This window comes from Oceanobacillus sp. CFH 90083 (assembly GCF_009389585.1).
Taxonomy (GTDB): Bacteria; Bacillota; Bacilli; order Bacillales; family Amphibacillaceae; genus Oceanobacillus.
The window spans coordinates 439,370-458,550 of the sequence record NZ_VIYG01000001.1; the positions used below are offsets into that span (position 1 = coordinate 439,370).

The 19,181-nt window shown below is 38.1% G+C and carries 19 protein-coding genes; 7 read left to right on the forward strand and 12 right to left on the reverse strand.

Annotated features, from left to right (window positions below; all coding sequences use genetic code 11):
- Positions 1–129 precede the first annotated feature (129 nt).
- Complete coding sequence (locus FLK20_RS02120) at positions 130–405, reverse strand: metal-sensing transcriptional repressor (RefSeq protein WP_370453153.1); 276 nt, start codon at positions 403–405, stop codon at positions 130–132.
- 193 nt (positions 406–598) lie between these two features.
- Between FLK20_RS02120 and FLK20_RS22200 the strand changes: the two genes are divergently transcribed.
- Positions 599–913 carry a putative holin-like toxin gene (locus FLK20_RS22200; protein WP_227994815.1) on the forward strand — a complete coding sequence of 105 codons (315 nt, stop codon included), beginning with the start codon at positions 599–601 and terminating at the stop codon, positions 911–913.
- Between the two features lie 40 nt (positions 914–953).
- Here the strand turns inward: FLK20_RS22200 and FLK20_RS02125 are convergent, their stop codons facing one another.
- A complete protein-coding gene (locus FLK20_RS02125) occupies positions 954–2,210 on the reverse strand; it encodes an ABC transporter permease (protein ID WP_152654906.1) in 1,257 nt (418 codons plus the stop codon).
- A complete protein-coding gene (locus FLK20_RS02130; RefSeq protein WP_152654907.1) occupies positions 2,203–3,099 on the reverse strand; it encodes an ABC transporter ATP-binding protein in 897 nt (298 codons plus the stop codon). Before FLK20_RS02130 ends, FLK20_RS02125 begins: the two co-directional genes overlap by 8 nt.
- 273 nt (positions 3,100–3,372) lie before the next feature.
- Between FLK20_RS02130 and FLK20_RS02135 the strand changes: the two genes are divergently transcribed.
- On the forward strand, positions 3,373–3,558 hold the full coding sequence (locus tag FLK20_RS02135; protein WP_152654908.1) for a YhzD family protein: 186 nt from the start codon (positions 3,373–3,375) through the stop codon (positions 3,556–3,558).
- A gap of 53 nt (positions 3,559–3,611) precedes the next feature.
- Here the strand turns inward: FLK20_RS02135 and FLK20_RS02140 are convergent, their stop codons facing one another.
- Positions 3,612–3,956 (reverse strand): YlbF/YmcA family competence regulator, encoded by a 345-nt coding sequence (locus FLK20_RS02140; protein WP_152654909.1) that lies wholly within the window; start codon positions 3,954–3,956, stop codon positions 3,612–3,614.
- A 421-nt stretch (positions 3,957–4,377) separates the two neighbouring features.
- On the opposite strand from FLK20_RS02140, the gene FLK20_RS02145 reads away from it, so the two are divergent.
- Both FLK20_RS02145 and FLK20_RS02150 read left to right on the forward strand, forming a co-directional pair.
- Positions 4,378–5,277, forward strand: a complete 900-nt coding sequence (locus FLK20_RS02145) for a PucR family transcriptional regulator (RefSeq protein WP_227994816.1) — start codon at positions 4,378–4,380, stop codon at positions 5,275–5,277.
- 114 nt (positions 5,278–5,391) lie between these two features.
- On the forward strand, positions 5,392–6,489 hold the full coding sequence (locus tag FLK20_RS02150) for an ABC transporter ATP-binding protein (RefSeq protein WP_152654910.1): 1,098 nt from the start codon (positions 5,392–5,394) through the stop codon (positions 6,487–6,489).
- An 82-nt stretch (positions 6,490–6,571) separates the two neighbouring features.
- On the opposite strand, the gene FLK20_RS02155 is transcribed toward FLK20_RS02150, so the two are convergent.
- Together FLK20_RS02155 and fumC are read right to left on the reverse strand one after the other, a co-directional pair.
- Complete coding sequence (locus tag FLK20_RS02155) at positions 6,572–6,769, reverse strand: alpha/beta-type small acid-soluble spore protein (RefSeq protein WP_152654911.1); 198 nt, start codon at positions 6,767–6,769, stop codon at positions 6,572–6,574.
- A gap of 596 nt (positions 6,770–7,365) precedes the next feature.
- A complete protein-coding gene (fumC, locus tag FLK20_RS02160) occupies positions 7,366–8,751 on the reverse strand; it encodes a class II fumarate hydratase (RefSeq protein WP_152654912.1) in 1,386 nt (461 codons plus the stop codon).
- Between the two features lie 160 nt (positions 8,752–8,911).
- On the opposite strand from fumC, the gene FLK20_RS02165 reads away from it, so the two are divergent.
- Entirely contained in the window at positions 8,912–9,826 is a 915-nt protein-coding gene (locus FLK20_RS02165) for a zinc dependent phospholipase C family protein (protein ID WP_152654913.1), read from the forward strand.
- Positions 9,827–9,881: 55 nt separating this feature from the next.
- On the opposite strand, the gene FLK20_RS02170 is transcribed toward FLK20_RS02165, so the two are convergent.
- Together FLK20_RS02170 and FLK20_RS02175 are read right to left on the reverse strand one after the other, a co-directional pair.
- Positions 9,882–11,192 carry an MFS transporter gene (locus FLK20_RS02170; protein WP_152654914.1) on the reverse strand — a complete coding sequence of 437 codons (1,311 nt, stop codon included), beginning with the start codon at positions 11,190–11,192 and terminating at the stop codon, positions 9,882–9,884.
- Between the two features lie 129 nt (positions 11,193–11,321).
- Positions 11,322–11,558, reverse strand: coding sequence for an IDEAL domain-containing protein (locus tag FLK20_RS02175; RefSeq protein ID WP_152654915.1), 237 nt, complete (start codon positions 11,556–11,558; stop codon positions 11,322–11,324).
- Positions 11,559–11,945: 387 nt separating this feature from the next.
- Between FLK20_RS02175 and FLK20_RS02180 the strand changes: the two genes are divergently transcribed.
- Positions 11,946–12,827 carry a cation diffusion facilitator family transporter gene (locus FLK20_RS02180; RefSeq protein ID WP_152654916.1) on the forward strand — a complete coding sequence of 294 codons (882 nt, stop codon included), beginning with the start codon at positions 11,946–11,948 and terminating at the stop codon, positions 12,825–12,827.
- Positions 12,828–13,431: 604 nt separating this feature from the next.
- Positions 13,432–14,796: a Na+/H+ antiporter NhaC gene (nhaC, locus tag FLK20_RS02185; protein ID WP_152654917.1), complete on the forward strand. Its 1,365-nt coding sequence runs from the start codon at positions 13,432–13,434 to the stop codon at positions 14,794–14,796.
- A gap of 65 nt (positions 14,797–14,861) precedes the next feature.
- On the opposite strand, the gene map is transcribed toward nhaC, so the two are convergent.
- The 4 genes from map to FLK20_RS02205 form a co-directional block, all read right to left on the reverse strand.
- Positions 14,862–15,614, reverse strand: coding sequence for a type I methionyl aminopeptidase (gene map, locus FLK20_RS02190; protein WP_152654918.1), 753 nt, complete (start codon positions 15,612–15,614; stop codon positions 14,862–14,864).
- Positions 15,615–16,156: 542 nt separating this feature from the next.
- Positions 16,157–16,297, reverse strand: a complete 141-nt coding sequence (locus tag FLK20_RS02195) for a YjcZ family sporulation protein (RefSeq protein WP_152654919.1) — start codon at positions 16,295–16,297, stop codon at positions 16,157–16,159.
- A gap of 141 nt (positions 16,298–16,438) precedes the next feature.
- On the reverse strand, positions 16,439–17,188 hold the full coding sequence (locus tag FLK20_RS02200) for a (S)-benzoin forming benzil reductase (RefSeq protein ID WP_152654920.1): 750 nt from the start codon (positions 17,186–17,188) through the stop codon (positions 16,439–16,441).
- Between the two features lie 356 nt (positions 17,189–17,544).
- Complete coding sequence (locus FLK20_RS02205; protein ID WP_152654921.1) at positions 17,545–18,924, reverse strand: dipeptidase; 1,380 nt, start codon at positions 18,922–18,924, stop codon at positions 17,545–17,547.
- Positions 18,925–19,181 lie beyond the last annotated feature (257 nt).

Consider the following 19,181-nt stretch of genomic DNA (forward strand, 5'->3'; position numbering starts at 1 on the left):
GTATCCCCTCCCCGTTTCATGATATCCTTATTTTAACAGAGGACATAACAGAATGCACGTTCTATAAGCTGGTTATTGCAAGCAAATGAAAAAGCCTACTATGAGCGTAGACTTTTTTTGATACATGTATTATTTTGTAAACTGATTAAGAACATCCATCAGCTCATCAATGGCCTCATCGCCTTCTCCAGATTTCACTGCATCACTGACACAATGCTTAATATGCCGTTCAGCTACTTCAAAGCCTACACGCTTTAAAGCAGAATTGATCGCACTGATTTGGACAAGAATATCGACACAATACCTATCTTCATCAATCATCTTTTGAATACCGCGCACCTGGCCTTCAATTCGTTTTAACCGGTTCGTAACTGCTTTTTTCTCTGCTTCTGTTCTTGGTTTCATTGTATGCTCATGTAAGGAATCCACCGTATCCCTCCTTTTGTCTTCACTTTTAAAATACCACCCTACCGTATATATGTCAACAGGAAAACTTTTCTTAAAAATTGGTATCTAATTGCTAATAGTAAATTATTAATCAACCGAACATATTTAATAATGATGCTAGCATAAGACTTTCCTCCCCCTTTAGAAGGAGATGAAGCCCCTGACAGTGTTTGGAGCACTCGTACTGATGATTTCTTTCGGCTCGTTAATTGTTGCAATTCTGTCCTTTAGCCATAAAAAACTGCACCTCCAATTATTAGATTTGTGTCTAACAATCGGGGTGCAGTTCACCAGCCTGGCAAGCGGATGGAGTGGTTATTTTCAACCAATTCGTGTAGCTGCCCCCTTGAAGGGCTGTTGCGCTAACGTTCGGTGTTACCGCTACCGGACGTTTATTGTATGCTGCTTCTGCTTCACTTATACGATATCTTATTTTTCATTAAGGAAACAACTATTTTTTATCTGAAGCCTGCAGCCCCCAGCTTCAATATTGGTGTTTCCCGCACCTATTCTTTTTTCGACAGGTTTATCGCACGTTTTAAGTCTTTTAATGAGCCTGACTTGCCGTACATCAACACACCGCCTTTGTAGACCCGCGCTGCCAATGCAGCAAATAAAACAATCGTTAACACAAGAATTCCGATGGATAAGCCTATTTCCCAGATTGGAATATTCAGCATGCCGATCCTCAGGAACATAATCATCGGCGCAAAGAATGGTATATAGGATGTTACGGTAATCATTGTCGATTCAGGCATGCTTAAACCTGTTACCGCAAGTATAAATGCAATCACAATTAACATGACCATTGGCATAACTAATTGATTAACATCCTCAATCCGGCTGACTAATGATCCCAGCATCGCAGCTAAGGTTGCATAAAGGAAATATCCTAATAAGAAAAAGACAACTGCATAAATATAAATAACCGGATCATTATTCGTAAGTCCCATCACTTCAAAAAATTCTCCTGCCATCGTACCTTGATTTGCTTGAATCGCAAAATAACCTCCGCCAAGCAGAACGATGACTTGTGTCAATCCTAAGAAGGCAATTCCAACGATTTTTGCAAACATATGCGTAATCGGCGGAGCACTGGAGATAAGCAGCTCCATTACTCGTGAAGATTTTTCCGTTGCAACGTCTGTGGCAATCATTTGTCCATAGACTAAAACAGTCATATACAGTACAAATAGCATCACATACACTAATCCTCTTGACTGATTCATCTCTTCAGCTGTTCTGGCACTGTCATCCAGCTGTTCTGTCTGCAAAGTCACTGGAGCGTAAATCGTATCTAAAGTTTGCTGATCAATTCCTGCCTCCTGTGTTCCCACAATAACCTTTAGCTGCTGCAGTGTTTGTTCAATCTGTATCTGCTCTCCCGATTCAGTAATACGATTTGCATAGTATTCCCCCTCAGGCAGATTATTTTCGTCGGTTGTAATGACGAGTAAGCCATCATACTCTTCATTCACTACTGCATCCTTTGCTTCCTCTTCCGTTCCTTCAAAAAATTCATAGGCAACTCCTGTACCTTGACTAAGCCCGTCTTCTGCTAAATAAGCGCTATATCTTTCTGAATCATCTATAACAAGTACCTGCTCAGATGAGTCCTCATCACCAGAAAACATATCAATAATCGAAGGTAAGTTTGCCAATCCGATGATGATCGCTAACGTAATTGCCGTAGTAATAATAAATGATTTTGACTTCACCCGTGAAAAATATGTGTGGCTGACTATTGTCCAGAACTTACTCATAGGAAGCACCTACCTTCGCGATAAAAATGTCATTTAAGGATGGTTCTTCAATTTCAAATTTTCGGACAAACCCCTTGCCGTGCAGCTCAGAAAAAATTTCTTGTGCAACCTGTTCATTCTCAATCTGAAGGGCACACCCATCCGGTAACTCTTTATAAGAAGCAACACCACGATGATCCTTTAAAAATTCCATGGAAAAATCACCACGGATATCAAGATTTTTCTTTCCAAAGCTTTGTTTAATTTCCCGTAATGAACCATGAACCACAGGAGTTCCTTTTTGCAAAATACAGATATGCTGACACATTTCCTCGACATGCTCCATTTGATGTGAGGAGAAAACAATTGATGTCCCTTGGTTTTTCAAGTCTTTGACTGCATCCTTCAGCATCTCTACATTAACCGGGTCTAATCCGGAAAATGGTTCATCTAATATTAATAGCTTCGGCTCATGAATCACGGCAGAAATAAACTGTATTTTCTGCTGATTTCCTTTCGATAATTCCTGTACTTTTTTATCTAAGTACTCTGGCACTTTAAACCGGTCCAGCCATTCATCCAGTTTTTTTAGAATATCCTGCTTCTGCATTCCCCGTAGCCGTCCTAAGTAAATAATTTGTTCTTTCACAGTTAATTTCGGATACAGCCCTCTTTCTTCCGGCAGGTAACCAATTAAATGACTTTCATTATAAGAAATGGACCCTCCCTGCCAGGTAATATCCCCTGCTGTTTTATCCAGTAAGCCGAGAATCATTCGGAAGGTCGTTGTCTTTCCCGCACCATTTCCGCCTAAAAAGCCAAACATTTCACTTTCCGGTATCTCCAGAGATAAATTGTTTACCGCAGTATGATTTCCAAACTGCTTGGTTACATTTGTTAGTTTTAGCACATAACTCTCTCCTCTCCCTTTACTACCTTATACAATTAAACGGATGAAAAGGTTCACTGATATTTCAAATTTTTTTCAACTTGTAATACGTACAAAAAATAAAATCGTTTCATTTTTTATTCCTTTGTGCCTACTATCTCTTTTTCCCTGACATTCATATTTAAAACATTTCCCAATCTTAAAAATGAATACTAATTCATAATTATTGCAATAAGGACTTGTTTTGATTTACAATTTATGAATAAAGCGATTTCATTGATTGGAGGGTGCATCATGGGTACGTACTATTTAACTGTATTTTCAAAAACCGGAGAAAAACTGCTTGATGAACATTTCGAAGCTTCTAATGATTCAGATGCAAAAGAAATTGGAAAAGAGAAGCTCGATAAAGAGAACTACTCTGAACATACACATCGCTGCGTCAGTCCAAGTGCTAAGCTGGTTCTCTTCCATCGTTAAAATCCCCCGCTGCTACAGATAGTTACGTAGCAGCGGGGGATTATCAAATTGGATTACTCAGTACCATAGAGTTCTTCTAATGGCTTTGTAATAATTTGAGAGATCTCATTAATGACGTTGTTTAGTTTTTGTTCTTCTTCCATTAATTTCGAGATGGCATCATGCTGTTGAACCGTTTCAACAATTTGTCTTGCTTTTTCAATTTCTTCTTCGGAAATGTCTAAGCCCTGCATATGTTTTTCCTGCAGGTTTAATTGTGTTTCACGGAAGTTTTCAAACATTTGCTTTGCAGAAGCATCAGACATTACTGCATCGTAGGCCTGCTTTAAATCTTGAAATTCTTTGCTTTCACGAAGTGCTTGTTCTAAATGATTTGCTTGCTCTTGTAAATTTGCCATTAAAGTAACTCCTCCTTCATCGTCTCTTGCTACTATAACAAAGCTGCCTGAGTATGTATAGCCATATCTATTTGATGAAGGAAAAAATAACTTCAATTGATTTTTCATAGTATAAGTGGGTGTTCAAAAAGGAGCTAAATTAGAAGCAAGAAGGTCAATGCGACGCAGCTTTTACGAACGGGCTTTCACAGGATGTGATGACTACTGTTTTTGTCCACAAGAACGTGACGGTCTTAACAGAAGTTCCTTTATGCTTAAATACGGTTTTGAAAGGGCGAGGAATCGCAGTTCCAGTCCCAGTACCATCGGAAAAGACATGCCAACTAAAGAATTTGCCGCTTATCATTTGGGGACTTTTTGAACATCCTCTATAATAAGATCTAATGTAATATTTATATAAGCTTCAGAAGGAGGAATCCCATTGTATTTACAGCGATTGAAGAAGCTCTACCCCAGTATCATGGAGCTCCCAAAAAATCAGAAGGATATTCATCCTGATTATAAGTGGTATCAGTTTGAAAACAAAATCATCGGCATCGACAAGAAAGAATTAACAGATAAAGATAAAATACTTTTAGGGACTTTTCTTTCTTCTTATCAGATTCAATTGCCGGCTCAATCGCCAAGAGAAAAAGATTGGGCAGTACGTATTCAGAAAAAAACAGACAAAAACCTTGGAAAAGAAGGACGCTACCGCTTTATCTATTTTCGGATTGATAATGGACAGCTTGATCCCATCATATTTAAAAATACATTACAGGAATTTTTTAACGGGGGTTTATCTGTGTTATGGAATAACGCTCATGAAGGCTTTATCATCGAGGAGCCGAACAGTGTTTTAGAGGAAGAAATCACGTATCATCATATTGCTGATACGTTAATGAGTGAATTGTATGTGAAAACCAACTTTTTTATCGGTCCATATTTAGAAAATGATAAGGTATTAGAAGACTATATGCAGCAAATAACCAAAATGGCAGAGAGCAGCTCCCGAAAAATGGATACACCTGTCATGGATTACACAGAAGGATACCCGCTTTTTCTTATTGAAAGCATCCCCGAACAGCAGAGACAGCAATTAAGTGAATGGGTTTTAAAGGAGTTTCTAACAGATCCGGAGGCCTTAGAAACAATTTGGATGTTTATCCAGTGCAATTTGAATGTTTCCGAAACAGCAAAGAAACTATACATTCACCGGAACAGCCTGCAATACCGCCTGGATAAATTTTATGACAGCACAGGCATTGATATAAAGCAGTTTAATAAAGCATTTACTGTGTATTTAGCTATTTTAGCAAACATGCACAATAACCAAACGTAATTTTATGCAACATCTCCATATTGTTTTTGCAATTTTTTCAGTAGAATGAAATCAGATTAAAAAACGCTTTCATTTTAGAGTTTCTATCAAAACCATTTAGAGGAGATGTACATTATGGCAGAATTAAAATTAAATCATATTCAGAAAAGGTACGATAAAGACGTTTTAGCGGTAAAAGATTTCAATTTACATATTCAGGATAAGGAGTTCATTGTATTTGTCGGTCCATCCGGCTGCGGGAAATCAACAACATTGCGTATGATTGCCGGTTTGGAAGAAATCTCTGAAGGAGAATTTTATATTGATGAAAAGCTAATGAATGATGTTTCTCCCAAAGATCGTGATATTGCGATGGTATTCCAAAACTACGCCCTGTATCCTCATATGAATGTATACGATAATATGGCATTTGGACTTAAACTGCGTAAATTTAAAAAAGAAGAAATTAAAAAACGTGTCGATCAAGCGGCTAAAATTCTTGGCTTAGAGGCATACTTGGATAGAAAGCCAAAAGCATTATCCGGCGGACAAAGACAGCGTGTCGCATTAGGACGTGCTATTGTCCGGGATGCAAAGGTATTCTTAATGGATGAGCCTTTATCTAACTTAGATGCAAAGCTGCGTGTACAAATGCGGGCAGAGATACAAAAGCTTCATCAGCGCCTGCAAACGACAACCATTTATGTAACCCATGACCAGACAGAGGCAATGACAATGGCTACAAGATTGGTTGTTATGAAGGATGGAGTTATCCAGCAGGTCGGTGCTCCAAAGGATGTATATGACTTACCTGAAAACGTATTTGTCGGCGGTTTTATTGGCTCCCCGTCTATGAATTTCTTTACCGGTACATTAGAAGGAGACAAATTTAAAATAGGCAGCAATTCATTCCTGATTCCACAACCAAAGCTTGCACCGCTGAAAGAGCAAGGCTATGAAGGAAAAGAGCTGATTATCGGTGTTCGTCCGGAAGATATTCATGATGAATTAGTCTTCATAGAATCATCTCCTGAATCAAAGTTAACAGCAAAAATTGAGGTTGCTGAGTTAATGGGAGCGGAATCCATCCTTTATTCCAATATTGATGGCCAAGAATTTGTTGCGCGCGTTGACTCTCGTGCAGATGTACAAGGAGGCGACGAATTAGAGCTTTCCTTTGATATGAATAAAATCCATTTCTTTGATAAGGAGAATGAACAGCGTATACGTTAATACATTAATGAGAACGAATATTGGTAAAGGGGAACTCATGATAAGTTCCCCTTCTTAGCCAGTAATATTTTATTTAATAAAATTATTGACCATGATGCATTTGTTGTTGAGCAGTTTGTACTAAACGTTTTGTAATTTCCCCACCTACAGAACCGTTTGCACGAGAAGTTGAATCTGCACCAAGGTTTACACCAAATTCTTGAGCAATTTCGTACTTCATTTGATCAAGAGCTTGTTGTACTCCAGGAACTAGTAATTGGTTTGAATTGTTGTTTGCCATAGTTATCACCTCCTGTACACATATCATCTGCATTTTTGTTGAAGTTATGATAGTTAATTATTGGTAATAGCAATGGGAAACAACCATTATATTTGTATGTAAAAAATGGAGAACACATTGCTGTATTCTCCATTTTGCTCTTTAAAAAGAGTCCGTATGCTAATGAATCACATTTTCCAGGCTGAAAAAGTTCATTTACCACACCATCTGCTGTTTCTCTGCTTCTGTAAATAAACGCTGTACATTTTTTCGGCATATTTGTTCAATATTATCTATTACAGCTTTCGGAGTTGGCTCTGCATTGATTTGTTCAAAAAAATAGAGAGAGGAGAACAAGAAAATAAGTAAAAGTGAAATAAGTAAAATTCGACAATTAATAATTTATTATAAATTCAGCTTATAGTACCCTGCAAAAGGTTGCAAGGGAAGCAAAATGAATCTCATGATAATTTCCCGGTAATGATCACGCTTATGTTGTTTATAGAGAGCGCTCCTCTACATATTGGATTTTTCTTAAAAAGTTTTTTCACAAATATCTATTTTTCTTCGTGCAAAAAACTGCTAAGTTTTAAAACTTAGCAGTTTTCCAGCTCGCTTTATTTTGGATATGTCATTTCTTCCGGTTTTACATATTCATCAAACTGCTCGGCAGTTAATAAACCAAGTTTAACCGCTGTTTCTTTTAATGTTGCATTATCTGCAAAGGCTGTTTTGGCAATTTTTGCTGCATTTTCATAGCCGATATGCGGATTTAGGGCAGTAACCAGCATCAATGATCCATGCAGGTTTTTCTCAATTTGTGCTAAGTCTGCTTCAATTCCGACAGCGCAACGCTCATCAAAGGAAATAATACTATCTGCCAATAATTGACTGGACTGCAGGAAGTTATAGGCAATGACTGGTTTAAATACATTTAATTCAAAGTTTCCCTGACTTGCTGCAAAGCCGATTGCTGCATCATTTCCCATTACCTGTGTTGCAACCATTGTCACTGCTTCACTTTGTGTCGGATTTACCTTTCCTGGCATAATAGAGCTTCCCGGCTCATTCGCCGGAATTGTAATCTCTCCAATACCACAGCGGGGTCCACTTGCTAACCAGCGAACATCGTTAGCTATTTTCATCATATCTGCTGCAAGCCCTTTTAAGGCACCATGTGCATACACAGTCTCATCATGACTTGTTAAGGCATGAAATTTATTTTTAGCAGAAATAAATGTTTTTCCAGTATATGCCGAGATTGCTTTACAAACTTTTTCTGAGAAATCCGGGTGTGCATTTAAACCAGTTCCTACGGCTGTCCCGCCAATGGCAAGCTCTCTCAGATGCTCATTGCTTTCTTTAATCATGGTATATGATTTTTCCAGCATCCGGTGCCAGCCGCTGATTTCCTGCCCTAATGTCAATGGCGTCGCATCCTGCAGGTGTGTTCGGCCGATTTTAACAATATCAGCGAATTTATTTTGCTTTTCTTCAAGCGTTCCCATGAGCTGCTTTACAGCCGGAAGTACCGTATCCTCAAGCTTTAACACAGCTGCGACATGCATTGCGGTCGGATATGTATCATTTGAGCTTTGTGATTTATTTACATCATCATTAGGATGAAGCTTTAATTCGCTTCCCTGCTCTTTCAGCCACTTATTTCCAACATAAGCCAATACTTCGTTTACATTCATATTTGATTGTGTACCGCTTCCTGTTTGCCAAACAACCAATGGAAAATGGTCATTTAAATTATCTGCTAATACCTGATCGGCAGCATATTTAATAGCCTCTGCTTTTTCTTCTTCCATTAAACCTAACTCAAAATTAGCAATCGCTGTACTTCTTTTTAAAATTGCAAACGCTTTAATAATTTCTACAGGCATCGTTTCCTGTCCAATCGGGAAGTTCTGCTTACTGCGCTGTGTCTGTGCCCCCCAATATTTGTCTGCTGGAACTTTGATTTCCCCGATTGTATCTTTTTCTATACGATAATCCATACTGACTCCTCCTTGAACTTATCCTTTTATCCATATCTAGTGTACCAAATTTTTTAATTTTTTTCGATTTCTTTTTCTGATATGATAAGGATAAATATATTTCCTTAAAATACATGACATTTTTCGTATACTTCAACTTGATAGAAAGGCGGAATACAGCATGCCAAATATGTGGACACATATTTTTTTCGCAGAGGATGTCTGCAGCTCTCTATCCTATGATATACCTGACTCTCCCGATAGACATGCCTTATTCTTGGGAGCACAGGGTCCTGATCCTTTCTTTTATTACCGGTTCTGGCCATGGCTTTCCAATCAAAAAACAGGCCAAGAAATTGGTCATGCTTTGCATACAAAAGAATGCGGTTCTTTTTTAATGCACCTGATCGAAAAAGCGCAAAAACAATCAGATGAAATAAAAGCGTATGTGATGGGTTTTATTACCCACCATCTGCTGGATCTCCATACACATCCTTATATCCACTATCGATCCGGCTATCAGGCTAATAACCATCAGAAACTGGAAACCATCATTGATACAAAATGGGCTTTAAACACCCGTAAAATGGAACTATGGAAGCATCCGGCATATAAAGAAATTAATGTCGGTAAAACGTTACCTGCATCTATTCTTTATTTGTTAGATGAAAGCATTCGTAAGTATTACCCTGAATTATCTTTTCAAACGAAAGATATTCAAATTGCCTATCAGGATATGATTACTGCCCAAAAGCTGTTCGCAGATCCTGCCGGTTTGAAAAATAAAATCTTCATGACCTTGATCAGCCCCTATTCCCACCAGCCTGTTAATGAAAATATCGATTATCTGAATGAAGAAAAATCCCTATGGATTCATTCAGCTACAGGGGAAAGTCATACGGAAAGCTTTGAAGAACTGTATGCTGATGCGTTAGATGATGCTGTCAGTTTGCTTCCTCTTGTGATAGACTTTTGGGATGAGGGGGGGAAATCCGTGAAAGAACAGCTTATTCGCCGTATTGGCAATATTTCATATGATACAGGAACTCCTTTGGCAAATCATGATATAAACCGTTTTAGTGTGCCGATTGTATAGCAGAAAAAGCACATACTATTTGGTTTAATAAAAACCAGACAGCATGTGCTTCTTGCTATTGCGGACGTATGTTGACTTCATCCTTTCTATCTGAAGCTCTCTCAGCCTCTGCTATTCCTTTATCCACATCCACAAACTTCAAGAGAATAATTCCGGCAATAAAGAAGAAAATAAGCGACAAAATTCCTAACCGGCTATTCCCGGTCAAATGCCCGATTGCTGCAAACATAAATGGGCCAACAACAGCCGCAAACTTGGACGAAATTCCGTAAAAACCAAAGAACTCCGCATGCTTGCCCGTTGGTATCATTCTTCCAAAAATAGACCGGCTCAATGATTGCGCTCCCCCTTGAACCATACCTACAATAATAGCTAAAATATAAAAATGGAATGCTGTATTCATAAAATAACCAATAATGACGATTCCTAAATAAATGTATAAGGTTATAAATAATGCCTTCTTCGCTGTAATCTTTGATGCCAGCCAGCCGAAAAAGAATGTAAAAGGAATGCCGACAAACTGTGTGATTAATAAGGCAACAATTAAATCGTTTTGATTGATGCCGATTTCACTTCCATAGACGGTCGCCATTCGAATAATCGTTGAAATACCGTCATTATAAAGCCAAAAAGCAAGCAGGAAAATAGCCAGCTGCTTAAATTGCTTTATTTCCCGAAAAGTATTTCCAACTCTGGAAAACCCAATGGCTACATAGGATTTATTCCGTTCTACTTTTTCCTTTTTCTCTTCTTTTATATTTTTCAGAAGCGGAATCGTAAAAACAAGCCACCAGATACCTACAGAAGCAAGTGATAGCCTGGTTGCCCATTCTGTATCAGGAATTCCAAACCAGGATGGATTTAATATCATCATGACATTAATTGCTAACAAAATGCCGCCGCCAATATATCCATAGGCAAAGCCGCCTGATGAAACTTTATCAATTTCTTTCTTTTCCGCAATCTCCGGCAAAAAACCATCATAAAATATATTCCCGCCGGAGAATCCAATGGAACCAATAATAAATAATAACGAAGCCAGTAAATAATCTCCTTCACTAATAAATATCATCAGAATGCTCGCAATAATACCCATAAATGCAAAAAAACGGAGAAACTTTTTCTTAGCTGCCGAAAAATCACTGATTGCACCTAAAATTGGTGCAAGGATCGCAACAATTAAAACAGAGATAGATTGTGAATACCCCCAGTAGCTTGTTGCTAAATGCTCCTCCAGACCGGATGCAGCTACAGTTGAATAATAAACCGGAAGTACAGCTGCCATCATTGTTGTCGCAAAAGCAGAATTCCCGAAGTCGTACATCATCCAACTGCTCTGTATTTTCTTTTTTGATTTTTCGTCCACTTTATCCCCCTCCTTTACTTGCATTATAGTGGATTTATTTAGTAAATCCTATCTTTTTTTAATTTTAATACAATTCATAAAAAAAGACATAGACGCACTTTACTTTGTACGCTATGCCTTGTAATATTTTTAATCTTCCCACACGTATTGCTTGTAAGCTTCACTATATTTTTTAAAATCTGCATAATTATTTGTTTCAATAGCTTGATTTATTTCTTCTTCCAAGTGGGCTTTATTCCACTTAAACACAAGTTCGTCCAATAATAATTGAGCAGCCAGCTTATCTTCAAATGCCAGCTCTTTTCGTGCTGTTAATGGCTCTCCTACGTACTGAAAAAAGCGGTAAACGATTTTTTCTTGTTTCATGGAAGTTTCCCCCTTAAAGCCTTTTACTCATTATGCATAAACTTTCCCTAAATTTCAACTATAAGATATTTTTAAAAATATTTCCGATTATTTTACTTCTATATTAAAACCTTATTTTCTGAATTATTTTTTTACGAAAAGCAACACTAAATAATGCCAAAGCAATGATTGTTTCCCAAAGGAAAATATGCTTACAACTCTCAATAACTCTTCCTGCATTCTGTTATTTTTCTCTAGACCCACCAGATAGTGATTTGGTAGACTATATAAGCTGACTTGAAAATACTATAAATCCTTACGGAGGAGATGTACAGCTGTGCCAAAAATCGAAAACGGAACTTTTCAACACACACGATACAGTCAAATTTTAAATATGGTGGGATAACTATGAATAATCATAATGAAAACTTAAAAACAGGAGAAAAGGGTGCCTGGTTGAGCATCATCGCATATATCTTTTTAGCTATTTTAAAGCTCTATTTCGCTTCTGTCGGGAATTCAGAAGGACTGCGAGCAGATGGATTAAATAACTTTACAGATATTATTGCTTCGGTTGCTGTCTTAGTAGGGTTAAAGATAGCGCGCAAACCTGCTGATTCTGTACATCGTTATGGACATTACCGGGCAGAGAGTATCGCTTCTTTATTTGCTGCATTTATTATGATGTTTATCGGACTTCAGGTTATATTTACTGCCGGGCAGACCCTTTACGCATCTGATTACGAACAGCCTGATATGCTGACAGCCTGGGTAGCTTTATTTGCTGCATTTGTTATGCTGGGTGTATTCAGCTACAATTTAAAGCTGGCCAAAAAAATCGAAAGCAGTGCACTTTATGCGGCTGCTATGGATAATCGATCTGATGCTTTTGTAAGTATTGGTGTTTTTATCGGTATTATCGGTGCACAATTTGGCCTTTTTTGGTTAGACCCGATTGTGGCTATATTAGTCGGATTAATTATTTGTAAAACAGCCTGGGATATTTTTAAAGATTCCACGGTTACATTAACAGATGGATTTGATTATAAAAAATTAGATGAAATGAAGGAGAATATCCGGACATTTAAGAATGTACGGGATGTGATTGATATCAAAGGACGTATTCATGGGAATCAAGAGCTTTTAGATATAACTATCTCCGTGGACGCCACTTTGAATGTAGCAGACAGTCACGCCATTACAGAGCATATTGAAGACTATCTTTACAAAGAATATGGAATTAATCATGCATTAATTCATATTGAGCCTTATGAGGAAGATAAAAAATAAACAGGGATATATAAATCATTCTCGGTTTAGGTAAGTCTGTGCCTGTATGTTAATTAGAAGTTCTGTTCAAATCTCTTATTGACAATTCAAGTAAATTAATTGTATAGTCATTATTAACAATTCTATCGTTTGACAGTAAAAGTCCGCAGTAAATCATTATATAACAGCGGTTAGAGACAAGGTGGCCGGTGCAAACCTTGGTGTATAATGAATTGAATTACAGGCTTTGTAAGCATACTTGTCACTTCAATAAAGTGGATGTACATAAAGTGGAGCTTCATTCAGTGGGGGTTATTTCATCCCCACTGAATGTTAGTACCACAAGGGCATGATCTAAAGGCTCTTGAACCAATCGGGCTGTTACTGGCTGCCCCCTCCTGTTTAGAATATTCGATTTTTCTCTATTCTAGAAGCGGGAGTTTTACAGTCGGTTACACTGCGATAAATATATTCGTACATCAACTAGGGTGGTAACGCGGAGATACACTTCGTCCCTATTTAAGGGGCGGAGTTTTTTATTGGTAAAAAACGATATACAGTGCAGAACACGCACTTATTAAAAAATTATTATATCGCAGGTAGGGTCAAAGGAGGAAATAATAAAATGAACGAAATTAAAGCAAAGCATCATCCCTCATTAACTGTGTCAATCATTTTTCTGATCATGATTGTAGGTATTATTAGCTTTTTCATGATCGGTCTGGAGGCCGCACCACATATACCGATTCTTATCGCTATTTTTATTTTAATCGGCTATGGTTTATGGAATAAAATCAGCTATCAATCCTTGCAAAATGCGATGGGATTAGGTGCCGGCTCTGCCATGGGAGCAGTATTTTTATTTTTTGTTATCGGTATTTTAATCAGCAGCTGGATGATCAGCGGGACCATTCCTGTACTGATGATGACGGGCTTATCCATCATTTCGACGACTTGGTTCTATGCCATTGTATTTGCTGTCACCGCCATTATCGGTATTTCTTTAGGAAGCTCTTTAACAACGACAGCAACTGTGGGGGTTGCATTAATTGGAATGGCTGGTGCCATGGATGCTTCTTTAGCAGTTACGGCAGGAGCGATTGTTTCCGGTGCTTTCTTTGGCGATAAGATGTCGCCATTGTCTGATACAACTAATCTCGCATCAGCAATTGTCGGTGTAGATTTATTTGAACATATTAAACATATCAGTTTAACAACTATTCCTGCATTTATCATATCATTTATTGCTTTTGCTATATTATCGCCAAGTGAAGCCAATACCGGAAATAATATTGCCCGCTACCAGGAAGCATTACAGGAAACAGGGTTGATTCATTGGAGTTCCTGGATTCCATTAATTGTGTTAATTCTTTGTACTGTTTTTAAACTCTCTGCTTTCTTATCATTATCGATCAGCAGCGTGATTGCCAGTATCCTTGCATTTGCAGTAAATCATTTTCCATTAAGTGATATTCTTGGAGCTTGGTTTGGCGGATATGCTGGCAATTCTGACTTCGAACCTGTCAATGAATTAATTACAAGAGGTGGTCTGGAAAGTATGTTTTTCACGATAACCCTTGTCATCCTTGCTTTAAGCTTTGGAGGATTATTGTTTGTTACAGGGGTTTTGCCTGTGATACTAAAAGCACTTCAAACAAAGCTTAAAAGAACAAGATCTATTATCGCTTCAACTGCCGGTACAGCAATTGGTATCAATGTCTTTATCGGAGAGCAGTATTTATCCATATTACTTACCGGCGAAACGTTCCAGCGAATTTATGAACGCGCAGGCTTAACAAAGAAAGCTTTAGCCCGGACTTTAGAGGATGCAGGAACAGTAATTAACCCGCTTGTTCCCTGGAGTGTCTGCGGTGTATTTATCGCCAACGTCCTGGGTGTATCAGTACTGGCCTACCTGCCGTTTGCATTCTTTTGCTTGTTGAGTCCAGTCATTACAATTTTATTTGGCGCAAGAACAGCTAAAAAATAGAAAAAAATAATCCTTCATGCGTGACTATGCTCATTCATGAGGGATTATTTTGATTTACTTCCTTATTATTTATCCTGTTCCGTTAAAATAATCGGCTCTTCTTTTGTAATGACAATTTGATGTTCAAACTGTGCAGAACGACCTTTATCAAGCGTTCTCGCAGTCCAGCCATTATCATCCATCTTACTGCGCCAGTCACCCTCATTAATCATTGGTTCAATGGTAATCACCATACCTTCTTTTAAACGGATACCTTTATTCGGCAAGCCGTAATGCGGCACATGCGGATCTTCGTGAATCGTTGATCCAATTCCATGGCCAGTAAAATCACGTACAACAGAAAATCCTTCTGCCTCTGCATACGATTGAATAGCATGACCGATATCACCTAAACGGCTGCCGTGCTTTGCTTGAGCAACTCCTTTATATAAAGCTTCCTTCGTGACTTCAATCAGCTTCTGACCTTTTTCATCTACATTTCCGACCGGATAGGTCCAGGCAGAATCAGCTAAGCCTCCATTTAAATTAACAACCATATCAATTGTTACAATATCACCGTCCTGTAAAGGCTTATCATTAGGAAAACCATGACAAATTTCATCATTTAAAGAAGCACAGATAGCATATGGATAACCGTTATAGCCTTTTTGCTCCGGCGTTGCTCCATGCTCTTTTAAAAACTTTTCCACAAATGTGTCCAATTGCAGTGTAGTCACACCGGGCTTGATCCGCTTTGCTATTTCTTTATGTGTAGCAACAAGCAAATCAGCCGCTTTTTGCATTTGCTGTACTTCACGTTTACTTTTTCTAGTTATCATTTACTCTTCTTCCTTTCCATGTTCTATCTACGCAGTATTTAATGGAAATCAACTATTTTTAATTGAGGGTTCGTATTTACAGTCCATTGTAAATTTTAACACAACCATTCTGAAACGAACAGCATATTACCTTTACCTGTACAGTAACCACATTTGTGTAAAGCTGATTATCAGCAGCAATAAAAAAACAGAACAGTCGCTGAAAAATGTATTTTTAGAGCTTGAATTTATGTAAAAATTTCTTTGGATATAATTCATTGGCTTTTTAATGACTATACTTTGGAATACAAATAAAATGCATGTTGATCCGGTTATGTTCATTTTGCTGATTGTTACACTCGCAGTTATCAATTTTGCACAAACCCCTATTTATAAAAAAAGGATAATATGGAAAACATTGAAACATTTAGAGAGCTAATGGAAAAAAGACTTGCCTGAGAACTTCCCCCAGCAAGTCTTCTTATTTTTTACTTTAAGAAAGTATAAGCGTAACTAAGGTTGTCACCTAAAGGCTTGGTGACAACCAGGCTTTCTTTAAATGATTAACAGTAGTGGCCACCCGTGTAGCACTGGTTGCCTGAATATGCTGTTCCAATAATAATTAACAAAATAAATAACACAACTAATAACGCAAAGCCCGCTGAGCCAAAGCTTTGGCGATCATCACAACATTCTTTACCCATGTGTATATAACCTCCTCTATTTGAACTACTTTAACTTATGCAGCTTCATCCAAATTGGGAAGGCGAATGACTATTTTTTTTCAGAAAAACACCGACATCCATTATTTCTCTCATCCGAAATCGTATAATATGTTGCTGATACTAAATATACTCCCGGATGTCGTAAATTTTTCCATTCTCCATGTTGTCATCCATTAAAATATCTACTAAAACACCGCCTATAATTTCGGCATCTCTTAATTCATTGTTTTCCTTTAATGCACGAAAACTTTCTACATCCTGAAACGCTCCTTGTGAGCTGGAACGGATTGTCTCTTGCATCCCTGTGTCCATTACCCCCGGGCTGAACGCAATAATCGCATGCTCTGTGTCTGCCTGCTCAATCGCTACGGTCTGTGTATACATATTCATACTAGCTTTTGTTGAGCAATAAACACTCCAGCCATACTTTGGCTTTTCAGCTGCTCCCGAGGTCACTATGGCTGTAAGAAGCCGGACATGATGTTCTGATGCTTTTTTTAAGAAATGATTCGTTAAAATCATGGGTGCAACTGTATTGACATGAACCTGCTTCATTAAATCATCCATATCAATATTTTCAGCACGTTCAATCGGATCTACTAAGCCTGCATTATTAATTAAGAATATTTGGGACAGCGTTTCTTTAAACAGCATCTCATCAAGACGGTCACACGCTCTTTGTATCGAAGCTTTCTCCGATAAATCACATGCGATAAAATGATAATTTGTGTTATTTTCTTTTGCATATTGATACAGCTTGGCATTATCTGTCCGGGAAATCCCCACTACATTAATTCCCGATTCTAAAAATAGCTTGGCAACCGATGCTCCCAAGCCTTTTGAAGCCCCCGTAATTATTGCTACCTCCATCTGCTTCGCTCCTCTCTATATAATAACTTATTACTGTATACCCCTTTTTTCTGTCCTTTGCACATGAAATTTTTATAGCCATTATAAAATACGTTTATTATTCTTATATAATTTAAAGAAAACTTGGCAAACCAAGCCTGAAAGGCGCAGGATTGCCTTAGTTGGTCTGCGATTACCCGCTCCACAAAAAGCGTTGCATGTATGCTTTTTTCCTTAGATTCTTTATACTTTCTTAAAATGGAAAAAAGATCCGCTTCAACAAGGTCCTGCTCATTAAAGCTGATCTTTTTCAAATTTATAAAAGCATTTTCTTTTTATGGAATAGGAAAATGGAATAGTTTTGCGTGCATAACTTCTTATTCAGGAATAGTCTCATCCAGCTCACTCCAATAGTAAGCCAATGTTTCCATGCCTTTTTCAAAACTGTCTACCGGAAAGCTTTCGTTTGGCGAATGCAGACGGTCTTCCGGTGTTCCAAAACCTAATAGTACAATCGGGTATTGATAGGTAGCCTCTAACCACTCTACAACAGGAATCGAGCCACCCATTCTCAGGAAAACTGTTTCTTTTCCAAATGCTTTTGTATAGCTTCTCGCTGCTTTTTTTATTAATGGATGGTCAGGCTCTACTTTATAAGCTTTTGCAGAGAGCTTTTCTTTTTGCACATGAACATGTACACCTGATGGCGCATGCTGACGAACATGATTTACTAATTTTTCCTGAACGTCCTGCGGATCCTGACCCGGGACAAGGCGGCAGGTGATTTTGGCAGTTGCTCTAGATGGAATGATTGTCTTCGTTCCTTCTCCTTGATATCCGCCAAAAAGTCCATTCACCTCCAGCGTCGGTCTGCCCATCGTATGCTCTTTTGCTGTATAACCTTTTTCCGATACAGTCTCCGGAATATTTGTTGCTTTTACAAAGTCTTCTCCCGGTGCTTTTTCCATCAGCTCTCTTTCAGCTGGTGTCAGATCCTCTACAACATCGTAAAATCCGTTTACCGTAATCACTTCATTCTCATCCTTCATCGATGCAAGCAGGTGACTCATGGCCATTAACGGATTACGGACTGCACCGCCATACATACCAGAGTGAAGATCATGGTCTGGTCCTGTCAACGTAATTTCAATTCCTGTAAACCCTTTTAAGCCATATAAAATAGTCGGCTGATTTTTTTCGGCCATACCAGAATCAGAAATCACCGCAAAATCTGCTTGAAATTGATCCTTCTTATCTTGCAGGAGCTCATAGAGATTTTCACTGCCAATCTCTTCTTCACCTTCGATACAAACCTTTACGTTCATTGGCAATTTTCCTTCTGTTTTTAAGAAAGCTTCAAAAACGGCAAGATGCATAAAGGTTTGTCCTTTATCATCACTCGATCCACGGGCATAGATTCTTCCATCGCGAACCTCTGCCCGAAATGGTTCACTATCCCATAAATCAAGCGGGTCAACCGGCTGTACATCATAATGTCCATAAAGGAGAACTGTCGGAGCATCCGGCCCCGCTTCTGTGTATTCTGCATAGACAAGCGGGTGACCCTTCGTTTCCATTTTTTCAACACCTTCAAATCCTAACTCACGTAAATAATCCGTTAAAAAATCAGCTGCACGTTGTACATCAGCTTTATGAGCAGGATCTGTACTTACACTTGGTATTGCCAAAAAGTCATATAATTTTTGTAATAACGCATCTTGATTCTCTTTTAAATAAGCAATTGCTTTTTCACTCATTATTCCACTCCTCTTTCACCTTTTCGCACATCCATCATTGTACTACATCGAAAAATTTCCTTAGTAAGAAGTATCCTTTTCAGGTATGCAAAAATCTTTGTGGGGTACTTATCTTTTTCCATCATACATGAAAAAATGAAGTAAGAAAAGCAGAGAGCGTTAACGTTATATTTAAATAATTAAGCCTTTTTATACTTTGCATATCCTTAAGCTGAAAAGCTCATGATACTTATGTAAATAAAAATCCAATCCCTTAC

Excerpts from the sequence above, each read along its gene's own strand:
- FLK20_RS22200 (WP_227994815.1), top strand. The coding sequence starts at position 599 with ATGAAGCCCCTGACAGTGTTTGGAGCACTCGTACTGATGATTTCTTTC.
- fumC (WP_152654912.1), bottom strand. The coding sequence starts at position 8,751 with ATGGATTATCGTATAGAAAAAGATACAATCGGGGAAATCAAAGTTCCA.
- FLK20_RS02195 (WP_152654919.1), bottom strand. The coding sequence starts at position 16,297 with ATGGGTAAAGAATGTTGTGATGATCGCCAAAGCTTTGGCTCAGCGGGC.
- FLK20_RS02120 (WP_370453153.1), bottom strand. The coding sequence starts at position 405 with ATGAAACCAAGAACAGAAGCAGAGAAAAAAGCAGTTACGAACCGGTTA.
- FLK20_RS02180 (WP_152654916.1), top strand. The coding sequence starts at position 11,946 with ATGAATAATCATAATGAAAACTTAAAAACAGGAGAAAAGGGTGCCTGG.
- FLK20_RS02150 (WP_152654910.1), top strand. The coding sequence starts at position 5,392 with ATGGCAGAATTAAAATTAAATCATATTCAGAAAAGGTACGATAAAGAC.
- FLK20_RS02205 (WP_152654921.1), bottom strand. The coding sequence starts at position 18,924 with ATGAGTGAAAAAGCAATTGCTTATTTAAAAGAGAATCAAGATGCGTTA.
- FLK20_RS02155 (WP_152654911.1), bottom strand. The coding sequence starts at position 6,769 with ATGGCAAACAACAATTCAAACCAATTACTAGTTCCTGGAGTACAACAA.
- FLK20_RS02165 (WP_152654913.1), top strand. The coding sequence starts at position 8,912 with ATGCCAAATATGTGGACACATATTTTTTTCGCAGAGGATGTCTGCAGC.
- map (WP_152654918.1), bottom strand. The coding sequence starts at position 15,614 with ATGATAACTAGAAAAAGTAAACGTGAAGTACAGCAAATGCAAAAAGCG.
- nhaC (WP_152654917.1), top strand. The coding sequence starts at position 13,432 with ATGAACGAAATTAAAGCAAAGCATCATCCCTCATTAACTGTGTCAATC.
- FLK20_RS02140 (WP_152654909.1), bottom strand. The coding sequence starts at position 3,956 with ATGGCAAATTTACAAGAGCAAGCAAATCATTTAGAACAAGCACTTCGT.
- FLK20_RS02135 (WP_152654908.1), top strand. The coding sequence starts at position 3,373 with ATGGGTACGTACTATTTAACTGTATTTTCAAAAACCGGAGAAAAACTG.
- FLK20_RS02175 (WP_152654915.1), bottom strand. The coding sequence starts at position 11,558 with ATGAAACAAGAAAAAATCGTTTACCGCTTTTTTCAGTACGTAGGAGAG.
- FLK20_RS02200 (WP_152654920.1), bottom strand. The coding sequence starts at position 17,188 with ATGGAGGTAGCAATAATTACGGGGGCTTCAAAAGGCTTGGGAGCATCG.
- FLK20_RS02125 (WP_152654906.1), bottom strand. The coding sequence starts at position 2,210 with ATGAGTAAGTTCTGGACAATAGTCAGCCACACATATTTTTCACGGGTG.